Origin of the sequence: Rhodococcus sp. NPDC059968 (assembly GCF_042738615.1) — a bacterium.
Lineage (GTDB): Bacteria > Actinomycetota > Actinomycetes > Mycobacteriales > Mycobacteriaceae > Rhodococcus_F.
In genome coordinates, this window is sequence record NZ_JBHWUE010000074.1 from 19,467 (window position 1) to 39,650 (window position 20,184).

The following is a 20,184-nucleotide window of genomic DNA, read 5'->3' on the forward strand; positions in this document are numbered from 1 at the left end:
TCAGCTCCGATCTGAGGTTCGGCCGATCGTGTCGAGCAGCAACGTCGCGGCGACCGCTGCTCCGTCGGTGCGGATCGTGCCCGCCACGGCGGCCGCTCGTGCTCCGGTCTCGAGGGTCAGGGCCGCCGTGAGCGCAGCCGACAAGGACTCGAAGGTCGGAACCGGACCGTCGTGCGCCGCGCCGATGCCCAAGTCGGCCACCCGGCCGGCCCAGTACGGCTGGTCCGTCGCCTGCGGCACCACCACCTGAGGCGCGCCGGCCAGGGTGGCCGTCGTCGTAGTCCCGGCGCCGCCGTGGTGCACGACAGCGGCCACGCGCCGGAACAGTGCCTGCTGGTTGACCTCGCCGACGGCGAAGCAGTCGTCCAGGTCGTCGATCAGGGCCAGGTCGGCCCAGCCGCGCCCGACGAGTGCGCGACGGCCCTGCGCGCGGATCGCCTCGATGGCCACCTGGGCGGCGTCCGTCGCCGCATGCAAGGGCATGCTGCCGAAGCCCACGTACACCGGTGGTGTGCCGGCGTCCAGGAATGCCACCACGTCGGCCGGGAGTGGGCGGTCGTCGGGAGGGACCCACGCGCCGGTCTGTACGACGTCGAGGTCCGGCGTCTGCTGCCACGGATCCAGGATGGGGTCCGTCGCCAGCCACGGCCGGTCGCCGATGACGTAGTCGCGAACGTTGCCCACCGGGCGCAGGCCGATCGACGCCCGGTTGGTGTCGAGCGCCTCCCCGAACAGCGCATCGATGCTCTGAGCGTCCAGGTCCCACAGCATCCGGTTGTCCGTCACGTCCGGCGGGAACGCCCGGCCCGGATACGCCAGCGGCGGGCGATGCGGCGACGGCAGGGTGAGCTGCTGGAAGGTCACGGACACAGAAAGGATGCCCAGTTTCTCGGCCACCGACAGCGCGCCGGCCGCGGCCGGCATCACGCCGGTCGCCACCAACGCGTCGCATCCCTCGGCCGCCGCGGTGACCGCGTCGAACTGGCCGGCGATCAACTCGGCCGCTCGCCGGGGCAGGTCCGCCGACGACGGCGCCGCAGTCGTCAGCGCGCGCGCCGACCGGCCGACGGGCACCATCGACACACCGACCCCGGCCAGCCGCTGCGCGAAATCCTCGTCCGGCGGCGCGCACACCCGCACCTCCGCGCCGAGCGCCTTCAACTGCACGACGAGTCCCACCAACGGTTCGACGTCCCCACGCGACCCATACGTCGACAACAACACACGCACTCGCGACTCCCCTTTCCGCAGGTTCTGGCTACGGCCGGTAATTCTGCGACACCACCCGGGCCTTGCCGCAAGCCCCCCGGTGCGCTATAAATTGAAAGTGGAAGAGAGTTGATTCTCGTCATTCCCTCATCGTCCGATTGGACGGACATCCTTCGCGAGCGTGACATCGTCGCTCTAGCAGAGCTTTCTGCGACCCGCGCTGCGGGCCTTCGGTCACGACGTCGCGAACCCCGACATTGCGGGCGCCGATCAGACGAATTCGACTGTGCTGGTGTGCAGTTCATAGACAGCGCAGGAGCTGGTCCTGGATGAAGGACAACCCTTGCACATTTCGCCGACGCCGCGAATCGCAGCGTGCACGAAGGTGACTCCGCCAACCGGCCGCACTCGAGAGAACCGCGCGTCCCACTTGTTCCCCGGTGTTAATGTTGATCTACTCGGCCACACCGAAAGGTGAACCTCGATGAGAAGATTCACTCGAAGAGTCGGTGGAACCATCGTGGCGCTGTCGCTTACCGCTGCTGCCTTCGTCGTGTCACCGCCACCGGTGTACGGATTCGCCGAGGATATTTGCTACACCGAGGACGGTGCCCCACCGCATAATTGCGCCCCGCTGCCACCGGAATGCCTACTCGACGATCCCAACTCGCCGATCTGCGGCGCCGAGGCGTTCGTCCGCTACGGGTTCACGTTGCGCCGCCCGCTCGGCGGACGGAGTCTCGTGCATTCGGACTCGACGTACATCATCGCCCGCACCGTCGGCTTCTCGGAGCTGGATGCGTACTGGATCGCGGCGTACGACGAAGCGACCGACCTCGGCACGTTCGCCCCCCGCGACATCTTCGGCCGGCTCGTCCCGGATGCCGGCGCACTGACCACCAAGGACATCAGCGGACTGGTGCGCACCCACTTCGACACCGGCGGGTTCCTCTTCCACTTCCTGCCCACGATGCGCGGACCGATGGATCCCCTGCCCAACGGGTTGCACCCCGATGTCGACGATCCACGGCACGAGGTCATGCTCACGCACCTACGGAATTGGGCCCTGTCCGGTCCGGGAAGCGGCGCTCCGTTGTGCACGGGAGGTTTCACGAACCTCTCGGAGAACGGCGATTATGCCACGGGCGCAACATGTTACGGGGATGCGAATCCCGTGCAGATCAACGGCACGTACAGCCTGGAGACTCCGGCCGCCATCCCGTTCACCAACATGACCGGGCAGCAGGTCATCTCCGACACGGTCCCGTCGTCACAATTCGACTCCTGGATCGGCGAGAACTCCTGGAATGCGCGGACCGGCATCTACATTCATGCACTCGGCGATCGCATCTCACACCACGTCTGCACCGACGCCGGCACGATCACGCCGCCGGGCCCGGGCGGGCCGGACTTTCGGATCGATCTGAACCAGCCCACCTGCGACCAGGGTCCGCATGCCGTCCGTCACGAATACGAGACGGGCGTGGACTTCGCCGGGCTGCACCCGGAAGACCGGACGACCGAGGCGGCACTGTCGATGGTGTACGACGAACTCGTCAACTTCGCGCGGGTGCGGGGAACCCTCGACGAGCGCGCCACGGCGCCGGCGACCAAGAATGCACTCCTGACCTACGGCCTCGTGCCGGCGCTCGAGATCCGGGAGCCGGTCGAGCGGTTGACCGCCGTCACCGACGTCGGCTGCCGAGTCGGCGTCCCGGCGTTCCCCGGAAATCCGGCGTGCCGGGATTGATCGCGCCCGCCGGGTGTCAGCTGCCGAAGGGGGCTGCGCTGTTGGAGTACCGCGCGAAGTCGCCCTGCGCCCCGCTGTAGACGTTGAGGTCGACGTCGCCGTTGACGCCGGCGATGCGACCGGTGCTGGTGTACTGCCAGAACGTCCAGTTGCTCCAGCCGCCGGGGAGGGGGCCGGGTGTGTTCTGACCGTTGTAGTCGGCGATCCACAGCGGGTAGCCGGCGAACTCGTTGGTGTTCGCCATCGCCGTCCGCCAGAAGTTCGGGTACGTGTAGATGATCGGCTGACGTCCGGTGAGCGATTGGACGGTGTCGAGGTAGCGGTGCGTCCAGTCGATCAACGCCGCGGGCGGCAGCCCACCGGATTGCTCGAGGTCGAGGACCGGGGGCATGTCACCCGGACCGTTGATGCCCAGCACCACCGTCGAGTAGAACGCAGCCTGCGCTTCCGGCGACTGGGTGGGGTCGGCGTAGTGGTACGCGCCGCGGGCAACGCCGGCCACCCGCATGGCGAGACAGTCCTGGACGAAGAACGGATTGACGTAATTGAGACTCTCGGTGGCCTTGACCATCGAAAAGTCGTGGCCGGCGTTGCGGACGGCGAACCAGTCGATCGGTGACCCGCCCGGGTGCTGCCACGAGGCCACGTCCGGACCTCTGACGGGTTCGGCGGCAGCATGCCCCGGCACTGCCGCCGCGAGCGCACCGGCGAGCAGTAGTGGTGCGATCTTGGAGAACCTTCGGACCTTCACCCCGATAGCCATGCGCCCGAGGGTAACGTCTTCCCGCTATCCGCACGTGGCAACGGACGTCACTTCGTCACGTACGCCGCCTGCCGGAGCGTCTCGCCGCGCGCAGCCCGGCCCGGGGCCGCCGACGCGTTGATCGCGAGAACCGACAGCAACTCGTACGCGACGTGCGCTGCCGCGATGCCGGTGATTTCGGCGTGGTCGTATGCGGGCGCGACCTCCACGATGTCGGCGCCGACCACGTTCAGGCCGACGAGTCCGCGCAGCGTGTTCAGCAACTCGCGGGACGTCATGCCGCCGGCCTCGGGTGTTCCGGTGCCCGGCGCGTGCGCGGGATCGAGGACGTCGATGTCCACGGACACGTAGACCGGTCCGCCGTCGAGCCGTCGACGCATCCGTTCGACGATGCTGGCGACGCCGTCCACCTCGTAGTCGTCGGAGCGGATGACCTGGAAACCGAGAACCGCGTCGTCCTCGAGGTCCTTCTTGCTGTACAGCGGGCCGCGGATGCCGATGTGCTGCGACCGCTCGAGGTCGATCAGCCCCTCCTCGCTGGCCCGCCGGAACGGGGTGCCGTGCGTGTAGGGGGCGCCGAAGTAGGTGTCCCACGTGTCGAGGTGCGCGTCGAAGTGCAGGACGGCGATGGGGCCGTGGTCGCGGGCGAGGGAACGCAGGATCGGCAGGGCGATGGTGTGGTCGCCGCCGAGCGTCAGCACGGTCGAGCCGTCCTTGCGCAGGTCGGTGACGGCGCCGTCGACGGTGGCCAGGGCTTCCTGGATGTCGAACGGGTTGACGCCGATGTCGCCGAAGTCGGCGACCTGCTGCGCCGCGAAGGGGTGCACGTCGAGTGCGGGGTTGTACGGACGCAGGAGCTTCGACGAGGCGCGGATGTGGCCGGGGCCGAAGCGTGCGCCGGGACGGTAGCTGACGCCGGAGTCGAACGGGACGCCCATCACCGTGACGTCGGCGCGGGACACCTCGTCGAGCCGGGGGAGGCGGGCGAACGTGCTGGGTTCGGCGTAGCGCGGCGTGCGGGTGGCGTCGACGGGGCCCTGGATGCGGGTCGCGTCGTGGGCCCTGCTGTCGTCTGTACTCATCGGAATCCTTCGGTGTGTGCCGGAGACGTGGCGTCGTCGTATCGTTTCCCTGGAACGCACTATTGTCAACACCTGTTTCCTATACGAGACACGACGAAGGATCGATGCATGGCGAACGAGCTCGCAACCGAAGGTGCGTCGGGCGTCGACGCGCCCAGGATCGGCCCCCGGCTCAAGGCGGCCCGGCAGGCCCAGCGCCTCACCCTCGACGATCTGGCGGCGAGCTGCGGCATCACCAAGGGCTACCTGTCGAAGATCGAGCGGGACCACGCGAGCGCATCCGTCGCCACGCTGGTGCGGATCTGCGCCGCCCTGAACATTCCCGTCGGGTCCCTGTTCGAGAGCTCCGCCGCAGGAGAGGTCGTACGTGCCGACAACTACCCGCCGATCAGCTTCGGCGGGGAGCGCATGGCCGAGTTCCTGCTGACACCGTTCGGCGAGCGCCGCATCCAGTCGCTCCTGAGCCGGATCGAACCCGGCGGCGGGAGCGGCTCGGAAACGTACGAACTGCCGGTCGACGTCGCATTCGTCTACGTCGTCTCGGGCGAGATCTGCATTTCCTTCAACGGCCCGGGGGCCGGGGAGGACGTGTCGCTCGCGGCCGGGGACGCGTTCACCTTCTCTCCCCAGTTGCCGCACAGCTTCCGCGCGCTCGGCGACGACACCGCGACCGTTCTGTGGATTCTGGCCCCCGCACTACCGGACGACGTCCGGCCCACCTCCCGCTAGGAAACCGTCAAGCGGTTTAGGAAACATGTGTTGACAGTCACGGCTCGTCCGTTCATTGTTGTCCACATCACTCCACCGCTCAGGAGCTCAACGTTGGACATCACCAAGATTTCTCCGCGCCCGCCGGGACTGGCCGGCGCACTGCGCGCCCGTAAATCGGTCGACGCGATCGTGGCGCGCAACGACCAGGAACCCGGTCACGGACTCAAGCGGTCGATGGGCCTGGTGCACCTCACCGCGCTGAGCATCGGTGCGTCGCTGGGAACGGGCATCTTCGTCATCCTCGGCGAGGCGACCCCCAAGGCCGGCCCCGCCGTCGTCCTCGCCTTCGTGCTCGCGGCGTTCACCGCGCTCTTCTCCGCCCTCTCCTACGCGGAACTCGCCGGCAGCATCCCCGTCTCCGGCAGCTCGTACTCGTACACCTACGCGACGATGGGCGAACTCTTCGCGTGGATCTGCGGCTGGTGCCTGATGCTCGAGTACGGCGTCTCGGTCGCGGCCGTCGCCGTCGGCTGGGGCGAGTACATCAACGAACTACTCCACGGCATGTTCGGCATCGCGCTACCCGCCGCGATCAGCGAATCACCGGGAGCGGGCGGCATCGTCAACGTGCCCGCCATCGTCATCGTGCTCGTCGCGGTGGCACTGTTGACCCGGGGAGCGTCCGAGAGCGCCCTGGTGAACACGGTCATGGTCGCACTGAAGATCCTCGTGCTCGTGTTCTTCTGTGCTGTCGCGTTCACCGCGTTCCGTGCCGGAAACTTCACGCCGTTCATCCCCCTCGGCGCGGCAGGCGTGACGGCCGCGGCCTCCCAGGTGTTCTTCGCCTACATCGGGTTCGACGCCGCCTCGACCGCCGGCGACGAGGCGAAGAACGCGAAACGCGACCTTCCCCGCGCCATCATCCTCTCGCTCCTGATCGTCACGATCCTCTACTGTCTGGTCGCGATCGCGGCTGTCGGCGCGATGCCCTGGCAGGACATCGCGGGGGAGGGCGCCGCACTCGCGACCATCCTGAATGCCGCGACCACCAGCACCTGGCCCGCCATCCTCCTGTCCGCGGGCGCGGTGATCGCCATCGCCAGCGTCGTCCTCGCCGTGATGTACGGGCAGACCCGCATCCTGTACGCGATGTCGCTCGACGGTCTCGTTCCGCGGGTCTTCTCCCGCGTCAACCCGCGCACCCGGGTGCCCGTCGTCAACATCGTGGTCGTCGGCGGTGTCGTCTCCGCGCTCGCGGGGTTCGTGCCGCTGGGCGAACTGGCCGACGCGACGAGCATCGGCTCGCTGTTCGCGTTCATGCTCGTCAACATCGCCGTCATCATCCTGCGCCGCCGCCACCCCGACCTGCACCGCAGCTTCCGGACCCCGCTGTTCCCACTGATGCCGGTCCTCGGCGTCGTGTTCTGCGCGCTGCTGCTGTTCGGCCTGGGCGTCTCGACGTGGGTGGCGTTCGCTCTGTGGATGGCAGTCGGGCTCGCGATCTACTTCGCCTACGGCGTCCGCAAGTCCGAACTCCGCAGCAACCCGGAAGAGGTGACGGCACGATGAGGGCAGCACTGTTCCAAGGTCCCGAACTCTCCTTCGACGTCGCGGCGAACCTCTCCGCCATCGCCTCCGCCGCGCAGACGGCGGCAGCATCCGGGGCGTCCATCCTGGTCTGCCCGGAGATGGCGGCCACCGGCTACAACATCGGATCGCTGATCGCGGAGCGGGCCGAACCCGCCGACGGACCGATTGCGACGCGAATCGCGGAGATCGCCCGCGAGTCCGGGATCGCCGTCGTCTACGGATACCCCGAGGCGGACGCGGGCATCGTCTACAACAGCGTGCAGGTTGTCGACCCGTCGGGTACGTCGCTCGCGAACTACCGCAAGACGCACCTGTTCGGTGAGCTCGACCGGTCGCACTTCGCCGCCGGCGACGAACTGGTGGTCCAGTTCGACCACGCCGGAATCCGGTGCGGAATCCTGATCTGCTACGACGTCGAGTTTCCGGAAGCCGTTCGCGCACATGCCGACCGGGGAACCCAGTGGCTCGTCGTCCCCACCGGCCTGATGAGCCCGTACGAATTCATCGCGGAGAGCGTCGTCCCGACCCGGGCCTACGAGAGTCAGCTGTTCGTCACGTACGTCAACCGGTGCGGCACCGAAGCCGACCTCGACTACTGCGGGTCCAGTTGCGCGATCGCGCCCGACGGCACCGAACTCGCCCGCGCAGGCCGCCACGAGGAGCTGGCGATCGTCGACCTCGAACTCGACGTCCTCCACCGATCCCGCCGCGACAACACCCATCTCGACGACCGACGCCTCGACCTCTACCCCTTCATGCAGGAGAAGACTTCATGACGATCCCCGTCACTCCGGACAGCACCGCCGCGGACACCGATCCCCGGCCGCTCACCATGTTCGGCCCCGACTTCCCGTTCGCCTACGACGACTACATCACGCACCGGTCGGGTCTCGGCGCGGTGCCCGCCGATCGCCACGGCACCGAGGTGGCAGTCATCGGCGGCGGACTGTCGGGAATGGTCACTGCGTACGAGCTGATGAAGCAGGGCCTGAAACCGATTGTCTACGAAGCCGATCAGATCGGTGGCCGGATGCGGTCGGAGCCGTTCGACGGGCACCCGGACGTGGTGGCCGAGATGGGTGCGATGCGGTTCCCACCGTCGTCGACCACCCTGTTCCACTACCTCGACGCCATGGGACTGCGGACCGAGGCGTTCCCGAACCCGCTCGCCGACAGCACCCCCAGCACGGTCATCGACCTCAAGGGCGAAAGCTACTACGCGCAGCACCTCGACGACCTGCCGCCCGTCTTCCGGGAGGTGTCGGATGCGTGGCAGCGCACGCTCGAGGATCATGCCGAGCTGATTCCGCTCCAGCAAGCGATCCGCGACCGTGACACCGCCGAACTCAAGCGGATCTGGAACGACCTGGTGGTCCGGCTGGACGATCAGACGTTCTACGGTTTCCTCGCCGGATCCAAGCACTTCGCGTCGTTCCGGCATCGGGAAGTGTTCGGCCAGGTCGGTTTCGGAACGGGCGGCTGGGACACCGACTTCCCCAATTCGATCCTCGAGATCCTGCGCGTCGTCATCACCGCCGCCGACGACCACCACCGCGGCATCGTCGGCGGGTCGCAGCAACTGCCCCTGCGCCTGTGGACCGACACCCCGTCGGGGATCGCGCACTGGCCGGACGGCACGTCGGTGCGTGCGCTGAACGGCGGAGCCACCCGTCCCCGCGTCACCGAGGTCCGGCGAACCGCACCGCACCAGGTAACGGTCACCGACTCGTCCGGTGAGATCCGCACCTACCCCGCCGCGGTCTTCACGGCGCAGAGCTGGATGCTGCTCAACAACATTCACTGCGACGACGACCTGTTCCCGATCGACCACTGGACCGCCATCGAGCGCACCCACTACATGGGGTCGACGAAGGTGTTCGCCCTCGTGGATCGTCCGTTCTGGAAGGACAAGGATCCGGTGACCGGCCGCGACCTCGTCAGCATGACCCTGACGGACCGGATGAGCCGCGGCACCTACCTCCTCGACCACGGCGACGACAAGCCCGGCCTGATCTGCCTGTCCTACACGTGGTCCGACGATTCGCTCAAGCTCCTGCCGCTCGACGCGACGGAGCGGATGAACCTCATGATCAAGTCGCTCGAGGAGATCTACCCGGGTGTCGACTTCCGCAGTCACATCATCTCGACGCCGGTCACGCTGTCCTGGGAGACCGAACGCGACTTCATGGGGGCGTTCAAGGCGAACCTCCCCGGTCACTACCGGTACCAGGAACGGCTGTTCAGCCATTTCGTGCAGGACGAACTCGACCCGCGACATCGCGGCATCTTCCTGGCCGGCGACGACATCTCCTGGACCGCAGGCTGGGCGGAGGGCGCCGTGCAGACCGCGCTCAACGCCGTCTGGGGCGTGATGCACCATCTGGGCGGCGCCACCCCGGCCGACAACCCCGGCCCCGGCGACCGGTACGCCGAGCTCGGCCCGATCCGCTTGTGCGACTAGCGCCTGTGAGTACTTATTAACGTCCTGCGGTTAATAAGTACTCACGGGGGCTCAGCCCAACCAGTCCAGAACTGCGGCGGCCGTCCACGACTGCTGCATGCTGCCGAGGGGCTGACCGGTGAACGGTTCGTAGTATTCGGCGAAACTGCCGTCGCTGGCCTGCCGGAGCCCCTCGGACCGCAGCAGGTGGGCGCGCTCGGCCCACCCGCGCCGGGCGAACGCCCAGGAGAACAGCCACGTCATCACCGGCCACACCGGACCGCGCCAGTACTCGCGCGGGCGGAAGTCGCCCGACACCGGCGACGTCGACGGCGGCACGGCGTACCGGAGGTCGGGGTGGCCGCAGAATTTCGGCCCCTCGAACGTGCGGAGCAGAGCGCGTTCGGCGTCACGGCTCAGGCCGCCGCACAGCAAGGGGGAGAACATGGCCAGGGTCTCGGTGGAAATCCACCGGCCGCTGCGCAGATCGAAATCGCGTGCCGCCCCGGATCGTTCGTCGGTGGTGGTGAGGACGCCCTGCCGGAACCGGGCGGCCCACCCGTGCAGTTCCCGGACATCGGAGTTCGGCATCGAGTGTTCCTCGCCGATGGTCGCGAGCACCTCGCACGCCATCGAGAACACGGCGCTGACGAACACGTCCTCCACCGCGAAGCTCATGGCGGTGGCCAGTTCCTCGTCGTCGTAGCGGACCGTCTTCATCTCCTCGAGCAGCCACAGGTAGCGGTCGTACTCGCCGTTCGACGGCCGCTGTCCCGTGTCGGTGACGTGGGACAGGTCCTCGCGCAGATACGTGGGCATCACCCCGGCCACGACGTTGGCGTACGAGTGGTCCCAGCGCGGCGAGTTGTCCATGCCGGACTCCCAGCCGTGGTACAGCGCGATCCGGCCGTTGCCGTCGAGGTCGCGGGCGTTGGCCAGCCAGCGATGCCAGCGCACGAGGTCGGGCCAGCGCCGGTCGAGGAACTCCTCGGCGACGGCACGGGTGCTGCGACCGTGCCTGCGTGAGTGATCGAGGATGCGCTGCACCGCGATGGCGTGGACGGGCGGCTGGGTGATCCCCGACGTCTGCGTGCCGCTCGGCGCGTGGGCGGCGAGGGTCCCGCACTCCCACCGCCCGGGACCGGGGAAGTATCCGTCGACGCCGTTCGCGAACACGATGTGCGGGATCATCCCGTTCTTCCACTGCGCCGACAGCAGGGTGTCGAGTTCGACGACGGCCCGCTCCACGCTCAGGGGCGCCAATCCGACCGCGACGAACGCCGCGTCCCAACTCCACATGTGCGGGTACAGGCGCGGCGCGGCACTCGTCATCGTGCCGAGGTCGTTGCCGCGAAGCAGGTACGCGGCACGTGCCGCGAGCTGTGTCGGGGTGAATCCGCGGTCCGCCATTGCACCATTCTGCTGCTGGTCGGCCCACATCGCTCGTCGGACGGGGTTCAGCCCGCGAATCCGCACAGGGTCAGCGTCGGACGCGAGTTGCGCAGCGGCCGCAGTTCCGACAGCCTGCGGAGCAGGGTCGACCCCCACAGACCCCGGCCGAGGGGCAGCGTCACCTCGCGGGTGAACGCGAGGTCCGGCACCTGTCCGGGCAGGTCCGCCGCGTCGCCGGCGGAGAGGTGGAACGGCATCGGCGGGACGGTGTAGTCGCCGTGGATCCGCATTCCCTTCTGCGTCTTGCGGCTGAACCATTTCGGCACCGAATCGAACATCATCCGACCGCCTGGGAAACGCCGGGCGCAGTCGCCGATCAGGGACAGCGACTCGTCGGCGGGCAGATACATCAGCAGGCCCTCGGCCGAGACGAACACGCCCCGATCGGTGTCGACGTGGTCCATCCACGAACGGTCCAGCGCGGACACCGCGAGTGTGGTGACGTTCGGCTCGTCCGGCAGGAGTTGTGTGCGCAGGGCGACCACCTCGGGCAGGTCGATCGACACCCACCGGACGTCGGGGTCGCCGATCCGCCAGTAGCTGGTCTGCAATCCTTCACCGAGGGCGACGACCGTTCCGCCGGGGTGGTCGGCGAGGAACGCCCGTATCTCGTCGTCGAAGGCCCGAGCGCGCAGTGCGTGGGATTGGCCCGGTTTCCCGAAGTTCTCGTACGGATAGTCGAGGGTCTCGTAGAGCGTCACTGCAAGCGGGTCGGCGAACGTGCTGCCCGGACGCGACGCCTCGACGGCACGGTTGCGGAGCGTCCACATCATCGTCGCGGGAACACCGGTCAGGGTGGTGGCATCCACCCGTTTCCGGCCGTCGTCAGGCATTCCGCACCAGGTCGGAGTTCTCGGTGAGCGGTTTGCGGCGCAGCATCAGGGTGCGCAACGTGTCCATCGACATTGCCAGGCTCCGTTTCCCGGTGAGATGCGGTACCTCACTCAATCACTTTTTTCGGGTCCGCGTGGGAGAGGAACGCGGACTCGGCACACGCTTGCGGGAATACGGTAGGGGGGTATGGTAGCTCTCAGAGAAGACATCGATACCCCGAAGAGAGGCGAACCCCCGTGAGCACCTCCAGCGTTACCATCACCGGCATGACCTGCGACCACTGCGTGTCCTCGGTAACCGAGGAGATCAACGAACTCCCCGGCGTCACCGCCGTGAACGTCGATCTGGCCACCGGCAAGGTCGTCATCGAGAGCACCACCGACCTCGACCCGGGCGCCGTCGCGGATGCCGTCGCGGAAGCCGGATACTCAGTCGCCGGCTGAGCCGGCAAACTCCAGCACAGGAGCCCCATCATGAACGCAACCGGCAAGTTCGCCGGATTCACCGTCGGACTCGTCGTGATCTTCGGTGCCGCGCTCGCCCTCGGGTCGGTTGCCGGCCCGGACGTGGCCGAGCCCGCCGCGCACACGGCCGAGGACGACGGACACGGGGCGGCAAGCCACGACGCCGCCGCCGACCCGACCCCGGGCGGACTGACGCCCACTGCGAACGGCTACACCCTCGAACTCGCATCCGACCAGGTCACCGCCGGTGCCGGGGTCCCGGTGCAGTTCCGGATCACGAACCCCTCGGGGGTACCCGTGACGGATTACGCCGTGGAGCACGAGAAGCTGCTGCACCTGATCGTCGTCCGCCGGGACCTCGCCGGATTCCAGCACGTGCACCCGACGCTCGACGCGGCCGGAACGTGGAGCATCCCCCTCGACCTCGCCCGCGGCGGCGACTACCGCGTGATCGCGGACTTCACCCCGGCAGGCGGGGAAGGCGTCACCCTGGGCACGGACCTGCGCGTCGCGGGCACCTACGACCCGCAGGAACTGCCCGCTCCCGCACCGACCACCACCGTGGACGGGTACACCGTCACCCTCGACGGCACGCTCCGACCGGGAGAGACGTCGAACGTGACCCTCGCGGTGAGCCGCGACGGACAGCCCGTCACCGATCTGCAGCCCTACCTCGGCGCATACGGTCACCTGGTGGCGCTGCGCACCACCGACCTCGGATACCTGCACGTGCACCCGGACGGACATCCCGGCGACGGCGTCACCGCGGCGGGTCCCGGGATCGATTTCGCCGTCACGGCGCCCGGCGCGGGCGACTACCGGTTGTTCCTGGACTTCCAGCACGCCGGCGCCGTCCACACCGCGGAGTTCACCGCCACCGCCGGACCGGAGGAGAAGTGATGACCCGCGGGGCCGACATCGCGGCACTGCCCGATTCCCAGATCGAACTGGCCATCGGCGGGATGACCTGCGCGTCGTGCGCCAACCGCATCGAGCGCAAGCTGAACAAACTCGACGGCGTCACCGCGACCGTCAACTATGCGACGGAGAAGGCCCGCGTCCATTACGACGCCGCCGACGTCTCGCCCGAAGACCTGGTCGCCACAGTCGAGCAGGCCGGGTACACGGCGCGACTGCCCGAGGTGAAGCCCCCGGCCCCGGAGGAAGAGGACCCGGCGGCGGCACTGCGGCAGCGGCTGCTCGTGTCGGCGGTGCTGACGGTCCCCGTCATCGCGATGGCGATGATCCCGGCGCTGCAATTCACCAACTGGCAGTGGCTCTCGCTCACCCTCGCGGCCCCGGTCGTGGTCTGGGGTGCGTGGCCGTTCCACAAGGCCGCCTGGACGAATCTGCGGCACGGCACCGCGACCATGGACACCCTGGTGTCGATGGGCACGCTGGCCGCGTTCGGGTGGTCGCTGTACGCCCTGTTCTGGGGCACCGCCGGCATGCCGGGGATGACGCACCCGTTCGAGCTCACGATCGCGCGGGTCGACGGCACCGGCAATATCTATCTGGAGGCCGCGGCAGGCGTCACCACGTTCATCCTCGCCGGCCGTTACTTCGAGGCCCGCGCCAAACGCCGGGCGGGAGCGGCACTGCGGGCGCTACTCGAACTGGGCGCCAAGGAAGTGTCGGTGCTGCGGGACGGCACCGAACAGCTGATCGGCATCGACCGACTCGAGGTCGGCGACCTCTTCGTGGTCCGTCCCGGCGAGAAGATCGCCACCGACGGCGTCGTCGTCGAAGGTTCGTCGGCGGTGGACGCGTCGATGCTGACCGGTGAATCCGTTCCGGTCGAGGTGTCGCCGGACTCCGAGGTGGCGGGTGCGACGGTCAACGTCGGCGGCCGAATCGTGGTTCGCGCCAGCCGGATCGGAGCCGACACCCAGCTCGCGCAGATGGCATGGATGGTCGAGGACGCGCAGACCGGCAAGGCCGAGGTGCAACGCCTGGCCGACCGGATCTCCGGCATCTTCGTCCCGATCGTGATCGCATTGTCGGTCGCGACCCTCGGTTTCTGGATCGGGACCGGCGGTTCGGTCGCCGCCGCGTTCACCGCCGCGGTCGCCGTCCTGATCATCGCGTGCCCGTGTGCGCTCGGACTCGCCACCCCGACCGCCCTCATGGTCGGCACGGGACGCGGGGCCCAGCTGGGCATCCTGATCAAGGGACCCGAAGTTCTGGAATCGACGCGGCGAGTCGACACCGTGGTGGTCGACAAGACCGGCACCGTCACCACCGGCACGATGTCGCTGCACGATGTGGTCGCCGCGGACGGCCAGGACGAGGAGCAGGTTCTCCGGTTCGCCGGCGCGCTCGAGGACGCGTCCGAGCACCCCATCGCGCGGGCGATCACCCGCGGTGCGAAGGAGCGGCTGCACACGCTCCCCGACGTCGAACAGTTCACCAACATCGCGGGGCTCGGCGTCCAGGGCATGATCGGCGGACACGCGGTGGTCATCGGCCGCGCGAAACTGCTCCGCGACTGGTCGCTGCACCTCACCACGGAACTGCAGCGCGTCATCGACGCGGCCGAGTCCGAAGGCAAGACGGCCGTCGGGATCGGCTGGGACGGCAAGGCACGCGGCGTGCTCGTGGTCGCCGACACCGTGAAACCCACCTCCCGCGAGGCGGTGTCGCAGTTCCGCGAACTGGGTCTCACCCCGATCATGCTCACCGGCGACAACAAATCCGCGGCCCGGGCAATCGCCGCCCAGGTCGGCATCGACGAGGTGATCGCGGAGGTCCTGCCCCAGGACAAGGTCGACGTGATCAAGCGTCTGCAGGCCGAGGGCAAGGTGGTCGCGATGGTCGGCGACGGGGTCAACGACGCCGCCGCTCTCGCGCAGGCCGACCTCGGTCTCGCCATGGGAACCGGCACGGACGTGGCCATCGAGGCCAGCGACCTCACGCTCGTGCGCGGCGACCTCCGGGCCGCCGCCGACGCGATCCGGTTGTCGCGCAGGACGTTGAGCACGATCAAGGGCAACCTGTTCTGGGCCTTCGCCTACAACGTCGCGGCGTTGCCGCTGGCGGCGGCGGGCCTGCTCAACCCCATGCTGGCCGGCGCCGCCATGGCATTCTCATCGGTGTTCGTCGTGAGCAACAGCCTGCGACTGCGCCGCTTCCAGCCCCTGACCACTCCCACCCGAGGGGAACACTCATGACCGAGCAACCGACCACCGACCACGATCACACAACCGGTCACGGGTACATCAGCGCGAAGGACGACTACCTCAAGCGACTGCGCCGTATCGAGGGCCAGGCGCGGGGTCTGCAGCGGATGGTCGAGGACGAGAAGTACTGCATCGACATCCTCACCCAGGTCTCTGCCATGACCAAGGCGCTGCAGGCTGTGGCGCTTGGTCTGCTCGAAGACCACATCAGCCACTGCGTCGTCGACGCCGCCGTCGCGGGCGGCACCGAGGCGGACGCGAAGATCAAGGAAGCCACCGACGCCATCGCACGACTGGTGCGTTCCTGAAACCAGACCACGAGAGCAGCTTCCGAGGGAGCACGCATGTCTCACGATCACCAGCAGCAGGAAGTGGAACAGGTCCGGGACACCGGTCACGGTGCGCACGGTGAGGTGTTCCGGCAAAAATTCTGGATCAGTCTCGCACTGTCGGTGCCGGTGGTGGTGTTCAGCCACATGTTCGCCGACCTCCTCGGCTACACCGTCCCCGACTTCCCCGGTGCGTCGTGGATTCCGCCGGTGGTCGGCACCGCGATCTTCTTCTACGGCGGCGCGCCGTTCCTCACCGGCGCGTGGAGTGAGCTGAAGTCGCGGCGGCCCGGCATGATGCTGCTGATCGGCATGGCGATCACGGTCGCGTTCCTCGCGTCGTGGGTGACGACCCTGCAAATCGGCGGCTTCAACCTCGACTTCTGGTGGGAGCTGGCGCTTCTCATCGTCATCATGCTCCTCGGCCACTGGCTGGAGATGCGGGCGCTGGGGTCGGCGTCCGGCGCCCTCGACGCGCTCGCCGCGCTGCTCCCGGACACCGCCGACCGGGTCACCGACGACGGCGTCACCGAGGTGCCCGTCTCCGAACTCGCCACCGGCGACCTGGTGCTGGTCCGGGCCGGTGGCCGCATCCCCGCCGACGGCACCGTCGAGGACGGCCGCGCGGAGGTGGACGAATCGATGATCACCGGCGAATCCAACCCTGTCCCACGGTCGGTCGGCGACACCGTGGTGGCCGGCACCGTCGCCACCGACAGCGCGCTGCGGATCCAGGTGGGCGCGGTGGGGGAGGACACCGCCCTCGCCGGGATCCAGCGACTGGTCGCCGACGCGCAGTCCTCCTCGTCCCGGGCGCAGGCCCTCGCCGACCGCGCCGCGGCGTTCCTGTTCTACTTCGCCTCGATCGCAGGGCTTCTCACGTTCGTGGTGTGGTCGCTGCTCGGCAACGTGGACGAGGCCGTGGTGCGGACCGTCACCGTTCTGGTGATCGCCTGCCCGCACGCGCTCGGCCTGGCGATACCCCTCGTGATCGCCATTTCCACCGAGCGCGCCGCGAAGGCCGGTGTCCTCGTGAAGGATCGACTGGCACTCGAACGCATGCGCAACGTCGACGTCGTCCTGTTCGACAAGACCGGCACCCTGACCCAGGGCAGGCACGTCGTCACCGGAGTGGTCACCACCGCGGGTGTCACCGAGAGCGAACTGCTCGCGCTCGCCGGCGCCGTGGAGGCCGACAGCGAGCACCCGGTCGCTCGGGCCATCGTCGCCGAGGCGGCGTCGAAGGTGCCCGCGGATGAGCGACGCACCGCATCCGACTTCCGGTCGCTGCCCGGGCCGGGGAGTGCGCGCGAACGTCGACGGCGACGAAGTGACCGTCGGCGGACCGGCGATGCTCGCCGAACTGAACGTGACGGTCCCCGGCGACGTTTCCGCGCAAACGAAACGGTGGGTCGAACGCGGCGCCTCCGTCCTCCACGTTGTCCGCGACGGGCGGGTGCTCGGCGCGGTGGCGCTCGAGGACGCTGTCCGCGAGGAGTCCCGGCAGGCGATCGACGCCCTGCACAAGCGCGGCGTGAAGGTCGCGATGATCACCGGAGACGCCCGCCAGGTGGCCGACGCCGTCGCCGCCGATCTCGGCATCGACGAAGCGTTCGCCGACGTGCTGCCGGAGAACAAGGACGCCGAGGTCGCCGCACTCCAGACCCGTGGCCACCGGGTGGCGATGGTCGGCGACGGCGTCAACGACGCTCCCGCACTCTCCCGCGCGGATGTCGGCGTCGCGATCGGGGCCGGCACGGACGTCGCCATCGAATCGGCGGGTGTCGTGCTCGCTGCCGACGACCCCCGCGCCGTGCTCTCGATCATCGACCTGTCGCAGGCGAGCTACCGCAAGATGTGGCAGAACCTGGTGTGGGCCACCGGATACAACATCATCGCCGTCCCGTTGGCCGCCGGTGTCCTCGCGTTCGCCGGGGTCGCGATCTCACCCGCGGTGGCGGCGATCCTGATGTCCGTCTCCACGATCGTCGTCGCACTCAACGCGCAGCTGCTGCGACGACTCGATCTGGATCCGGAACGGCTGAGTCGACCCTGACCGCGGTCTGCGTCGCCCCTGCCGAGCCCTCGCTATCTGCTGTCGGTCAGTGCTTCGACCGTGCGGGATGAGGGCGAACAGCACCGCTCCCAGTAGGACGGCTCCGGACCCGACGACGAGGAAGAACGTTCCGGTGGAGATGGTGGTGAACAGTCCGCCGAGAAGGCCGGAGAGCGTCGATCCACCGGCGAGAGTCAGGAAGAGCAGTGCCACGGTTTGCGCCTTGAATCGATCGGGTGCGATGCGCGTGGCCAGTGCGAGTCCGACCGGTCCGACGAAGATTTCGGTGAACCGGCAACGGCCATGCTGACGAGAACCAGGAGCGGCGGCACGGTCTTGTCGGGAAAGAACTGCGAGAGCAGCAGCAGTAGGTAGGCGCAGCCGACCATGGTCAGGCCGATGGCGAACTTCGCGGACGTAGTCGGTTGGCGAGTACCGAGTTTCGTCCACAACATGGCGACGAGAGGGGTGAGCAGGACCGCGGAGACCGGGCTGATCGTGGTCAGCCAGGGGGCGGGTACCTGCCAGCCACCGACGTCGAGATCGACCCGATCCTTGATGAACACCGAGATAGTGGTGAACTTCTGGAACAGGAATCCGAAGTACAGCAGGCTCGCGATCCACAAGGGGATGAAGCCCCTCATACGGCGCTTCTCCGCCGGTGTCACGTTCTGCGAACGCAGGATCACGGTGAAGTAGATGATCGCGGCGACGAGGATGACGGCCCCGACGAAGCGCGAGAGGTTGGTGTTGTCGACGAGCCCGAACTGCCAAAGGGCGACCACGAACGCCGTCACGGCGGCGACGGCAGCCAACGCGTAGGGCAACTGGGTGCGGGCGATGGGATTCTTGACGACGCCGGCCTCGACGGGGAGGTCGCGCATCTTCCACGAGTACTGGATCAGCGCGCCGACCATTCCGACGGCGGCGAGGCTGAAGGCTGCGTGGAATCCCCATCTGCTCTGAGTGAATCCGGTGAGCAGCGGTCCGAATGCGGAGCCGGTGTTGATGGCCATGTAGAAGTACGAGAAACCGGCGTCGCGCGCGGGGCGATTGTCGGCATAGAGCATGCCCACTATCGAGGTGATGTTCGTCTTGAGCGCGCCGGTACCCAGGACGATGAGTGTGAGGCCGAAGGCCAGGCCCGAGAGGCCGTCGAGTACCGCGAGGGTGACGTGGCCGAGGGTGATGACGATGGCGCCGTAGAGGACCATTCGGCGAGGCGCGATCAGCCGATCGGCGATCCATGCCCCGAGGATTTGAGACAGGTACACCGAGCCGCCGTAGGCGCCGACGATGCTGACCGCGGTCGCCGGCGCGAGATCGAGTCCACCGTCGCTGAGCGAGTACAACAGATAGAAGCTGAGAACTCCTTGCAAGCCGTAAAAGCTGAAACGCTCCCAGAGTTCGGTGAACGCCAGGTTCCACAGACCCCTGGGTTGCCCGAACGAGTCGGACCTCTTCCGCTCCACCGTGGGGTGGTACTCGGTTGCGACGCTCTTGTCGATCTCGGTCATGTCTCTCCCTGGGTTCGGGGAAGGGGATGTAGTTCGTACCGGCGCCTCGGCGCTGAGCGCGTGCTGATGGTGAGAGATCAGCGCCCGGCGATCTTGTCGGCCATCAGCGCGAGTCGGGAGGTGCGAGGGCCGGCCGCTCGAGCCTCGAGAACGTCGGCGATCGAGTAGATGCGATAGAGGCCGTGTGCGCCGATCCACCGGAGCGGTTCGGGTTCCCAGCGTCTGGGCATCTGGCGAACCCAGGGCAACGTGGAGAGCTTGGTATCGCCCTGCAGGATCAGGTCGGAAGCGATGCGGCCGGCGAGATGGGCGGCCGTCAGACCTTGGCCGGCGTAGCCGCCCATGCGCAGGATCTTGCTGCTGGGGTCGTTGTCGATGAACGGTGACCAGTCGCGGGTCACCCCGAGCACACCGCACCACGCGTGAGGGGGACAACGGCTGTGCACCGGTACCGCACCGCCCATTTCAATGCCTTCGGCACCAACGCGCGCAAGGTCCGCATCACGCCGACCACCCATCGCCAGCTCGAATCGTTCATCGGGGAGTTCGACCCGTACGGAACCACCGGCGACGAGCTGTACGCACACGGCGACTCCGAAGAAGTTCTGCTGGTCATCTCCGGCCGCATCGAGATCACCGTCGGTGAGCACACCGACGTGCTCAACGCACTCGACAGCGTCGCGTACGCGAGCGCCAGCCCGCACCGCGCCCGGGAGATCGACGGCAATCCGGCGGTAGCGCTCTGGATGATGTCGCCACCGAGCTACTGACGGCGATCCGTCGATACGGGAGCAGCCCGCGGCGCCCC

18 protein-coding genes and 1 pseudogene are annotated in these 20,184 nt (G+C 68.0%); 11 read left to right on the plus strand and 8 right to left on the minus strand.

Features of this window, described 5'->3' with window-relative positions:
* A complete protein-coding gene (locus tag ACFWAY_RS38910; RefSeq protein WP_378514296.1) occupies nt 1–1,230 on the minus strand; it encodes a glycosyltransferase in 1,230 nt (409 codons plus the stop codon).
* 463 nt (nt 1,231–1,693) lie between these two features.
* On the opposite strand from ACFWAY_RS38910, the gene ACFWAY_RS38915 reads away from it, so the two are divergent.
* On the plus strand, nt 1,694–2,959 hold the full coding sequence (locus ACFWAY_RS38915; RefSeq protein ID WP_378514297.1) for a hypothetical protein: 1,266 nt from the start codon (nt 1,694–1,696) through the stop codon (nt 2,957–2,959).
* Nucleotides 2,960–2,975: 16 nt separating this feature from the next.
* Here ACFWAY_RS38915 and ACFWAY_RS38920 read toward each other — a convergent pair whose 3' ends face one another.
* Nucleotides 2,976–3,722: a glycoside hydrolase family 25 protein gene (locus tag ACFWAY_RS38920; protein ID WP_378514298.1), complete on the minus strand. Its 747-nt coding sequence runs from the start codon at nt 3,720–3,722 to the stop codon at nt 2,976–2,978.
* Between the two features lie 47 nt (nt 3,723–3,769).
* A complete protein-coding gene (gene speB / locus ACFWAY_RS38925; protein ID WP_378453411.1) occupies nt 3,770–4,804 on the minus strand; it encodes an agmatinase in 1,035 nt (344 codons plus the stop codon).
* Between the two features lie 108 nt (nt 4,805–4,912).
* Between speB and ACFWAY_RS38930 the strand changes: the two genes are divergently transcribed.
* From ACFWAY_RS38930 to ACFWAY_RS38945, 4 genes are all read left to right on the plus strand, one after another.
* On the plus strand, nt 4,913–5,533 hold the full coding sequence (locus ACFWAY_RS38930; protein ID WP_378514299.1) for a helix-turn-helix domain-containing protein: 621 nt from the start codon (nt 4,913–4,915) through the stop codon (nt 5,531–5,533).
* A gap of 93 nt (nt 5,534–5,626) precedes the next feature.
* Nucleotides 5,627–7,084 carry an amino acid permease gene (locus ACFWAY_RS38935; RefSeq protein ID WP_378453409.1) on the plus strand — a complete coding sequence of 486 codons (1,458 nt, stop codon included), beginning with the start codon at nt 5,627–5,629 and terminating at the stop codon, nt 7,082–7,084.
* Entirely contained in the window at nt 7,081–7,881 is an 801-nt protein-coding gene (locus ACFWAY_RS38940; RefSeq protein WP_378453408.1) for a carbon-nitrogen hydrolase family protein, read from the plus strand. The genes ACFWAY_RS38935 and ACFWAY_RS38940 overlap by 4 nt, the downstream gene beginning before the upstream one ends.
* Entirely contained in the window at nt 7,878–9,566 is a 1,689-nt protein-coding gene (locus ACFWAY_RS38945; RefSeq protein WP_378514300.1) for a flavin monoamine oxidase family protein, read from the plus strand. The genes ACFWAY_RS38940 and ACFWAY_RS38945 overlap by 4 nt, the downstream gene beginning before the upstream one ends.
* A 51-nt stretch (nt 9,567–9,617) precedes the next feature.
* Here ACFWAY_RS38945 and ACFWAY_RS38950 read toward each other — a convergent pair whose 3' ends face one another.
* The 3 genes from ACFWAY_RS38950 to ACFWAY_RS38960 are packed head-to-tail and all read right to left on the minus strand — an operon-like array spanning nt 9,618 to nt 11,945.
* Complete coding sequence (locus ACFWAY_RS38950; protein WP_378453406.1) at nt 9,618–10,955, minus strand: amylo-alpha-1,6-glucosidase; 1,338 nt, start codon at nt 10,953–10,955, stop codon at nt 9,618–9,620.
* Nucleotides 10,956–11,002: 47 nt separating this feature from the next.
* On the minus strand, nt 11,003–11,830 hold the full coding sequence (locus ACFWAY_RS38955; protein ID WP_378514301.1) for a class I SAM-dependent methyltransferase: 828 nt from the start codon (nt 11,828–11,830) through the stop codon (nt 11,003–11,005).
* The gene (locus ACFWAY_RS38960) at nt 11,823–11,945 is read right to left on the minus strand and encodes a hypothetical protein (protein ID WP_378453404.1); all 123 of its coding nucleotides are present in this window, start codon (nt 11,943–11,945) and stop codon (nt 11,823–11,825) included. The genes ACFWAY_RS38955 and ACFWAY_RS38960 overlap by 8 nt, the downstream gene beginning before the upstream one ends.
* Before the next feature lie 122 nt (nt 11,946–12,067).
* Between ACFWAY_RS38960 and ACFWAY_RS38965 the strand changes: the two genes are divergently transcribed.
* From ACFWAY_RS38965 to ACFWAY_RS38985, 5 genes and pseudogenes are all read left to right on the plus strand, one after another.
* Nucleotides 12,068–12,274, plus strand: coding sequence for a heavy-metal-associated domain-containing protein (locus tag ACFWAY_RS38965; protein ID WP_378514302.1), 207 nt, complete (start codon nt 12,068–12,070; stop codon nt 12,272–12,274).
* A gap of 30 nt (nt 12,275–12,304) precedes the next feature.
* The gene (locus ACFWAY_RS38970; RefSeq protein ID WP_378514303.1) at nt 12,305–13,195 is read left to right on the plus strand and encodes a hypothetical protein; all 891 of its coding nucleotides are present in this window, start codon (nt 12,305–12,307) and stop codon (nt 13,193–13,195) included.
* Nucleotides 13,195–15,465 carry a heavy metal translocating P-type ATPase gene (locus tag ACFWAY_RS38975; RefSeq protein WP_378453401.1) on the plus strand — a complete coding sequence of 757 codons (2,271 nt, stop codon included), beginning with the start codon at nt 13,195–13,197 and terminating at the stop codon, nt 15,463–15,465. The genes ACFWAY_RS38970 and ACFWAY_RS38975 overlap by 1 nt, the downstream gene beginning before the upstream one ends.
* A complete protein-coding gene (locus ACFWAY_RS38980; protein WP_378453400.1) occupies nt 15,462–15,782 on the plus strand; it encodes a metal-sensitive transcriptional regulator in 321 nt (106 codons plus the stop codon). Before ACFWAY_RS38975 ends, ACFWAY_RS38980 begins: the two co-directional genes overlap by 4 nt.
* 36 nt (nt 15,783–15,818) lie before the next feature.
* Nucleotides 15,819–17,859: pseudogene (locus ACFWAY_RS38985) on the plus strand (heavy metal translocating P-type ATPase).
* Nucleotides 17,860–18,053: 194 nt separating this feature from the next.
* Here ACFWAY_RS38985 and ACFWAY_RS38990 read toward each other — a convergent pair.
* The gene (locus ACFWAY_RS38990) at nt 18,054–19,376 is read right to left on the minus strand and encodes a peptide MFS transporter (RefSeq protein ID WP_378514304.1); all 1,323 of its coding nucleotides are present in this window, start codon (nt 19,374–19,376) and stop codon (nt 18,054–18,056) included.
* A gap of 77 nt (nt 19,377–19,453) precedes the next feature.
* The gene (locus ACFWAY_RS38995) at nt 19,454–19,777 is read right to left on the minus strand and encodes a hypothetical protein (protein ID WP_378514305.1); all 324 of its coding nucleotides are present in this window, start codon (nt 19,775–19,777) and stop codon (nt 19,454–19,456) included.
* A 21-nt stretch (nt 19,778–19,798) separates the two neighbouring features.
* Between ACFWAY_RS38995 and ACFWAY_RS39000 the strand changes: the two genes are divergently transcribed.
* Nucleotides 19,799–20,146 (plus strand): cupin domain-containing protein, encoded by a 348-nt coding sequence (locus ACFWAY_RS39000; RefSeq protein ID WP_378514306.1) that lies wholly within the window; start codon nt 19,799–19,801, stop codon nt 20,144–20,146.
* Nucleotides 20,147–20,184 lie beyond the last annotated feature (38 nt).

Excerpts from the sequence above, each read along its gene's own strand:
- ACFWAY_RS38915 (WP_378514297.1), top strand. The coding sequence starts at position 1,694 with ATGAGAAGATTCACTCGAAGAGTCGGTGGAACCATCGTGGCGCTGTCG.
- ACFWAY_RS38920 (WP_378514298.1), bottom strand. The coding sequence starts at position 3,722 with ATGGCTATCGGGGTGAAGGTCCGAAGGTTCTCCAAGATCGCACCACTA.
- speB (WP_378453411.1), bottom strand. The coding sequence starts at position 4,804 with ATGAGTACAGACGACAGCAGGGCCCACGACGCGACCCGCATCCAGGGC.
- ACFWAY_RS38930 (WP_378514299.1), top strand. The coding sequence starts at position 4,913 with ATGGCGAACGAGCTCGCAACCGAAGGTGCGTCGGGCGTCGACGCGCCC.
- ACFWAY_RS38940 (WP_378453408.1), top strand. The coding sequence starts at position 7,081 with ATGAGGGCAGCACTGTTCCAAGGTCCCGAACTCTCCTTCGACGTCGCG.
- ACFWAY_RS38945 (WP_378514300.1), top strand. The coding sequence starts at position 7,878 with ATGACGATCCCCGTCACTCCGGACAGCACCGCCGCGGACACCGATCCC.
- ACFWAY_RS38950 (WP_378453406.1), bottom strand. The coding sequence starts at position 10,955 with ATGGCGGACCGCGGATTCACCCCGACACAGCTCGCGGCACGTGCCGCG.
- ACFWAY_RS38955 (WP_378514301.1), bottom strand. The coding sequence starts at position 11,830 with ATGCCTGACGACGGCCGGAAACGGGTGGATGCCACCACCCTGACCGGT.
- ACFWAY_RS38970 (WP_378514303.1), top strand. The coding sequence starts at position 12,305 with ATGAACGCAACCGGCAAGTTCGCCGGATTCACCGTCGGACTCGTCGTG.
- ACFWAY_RS38975 (WP_378453401.1), top strand. The coding sequence starts at position 13,195 with ATGACCCGCGGGGCCGACATCGCGGCACTGCCCGATTCCCAGATCGAA.
- ACFWAY_RS38980 (WP_378453400.1), top strand. The coding sequence starts at position 15,462 with ATGACCGAGCAACCGACCACCGACCACGATCACACAACCGGTCACGGG.
- ACFWAY_RS38990 (WP_378514304.1), bottom strand. The coding sequence starts at position 19,376 with ATGACCGAGATCGACAAGAGCGTCGCAACCGAGTACCACCCCACGGTG.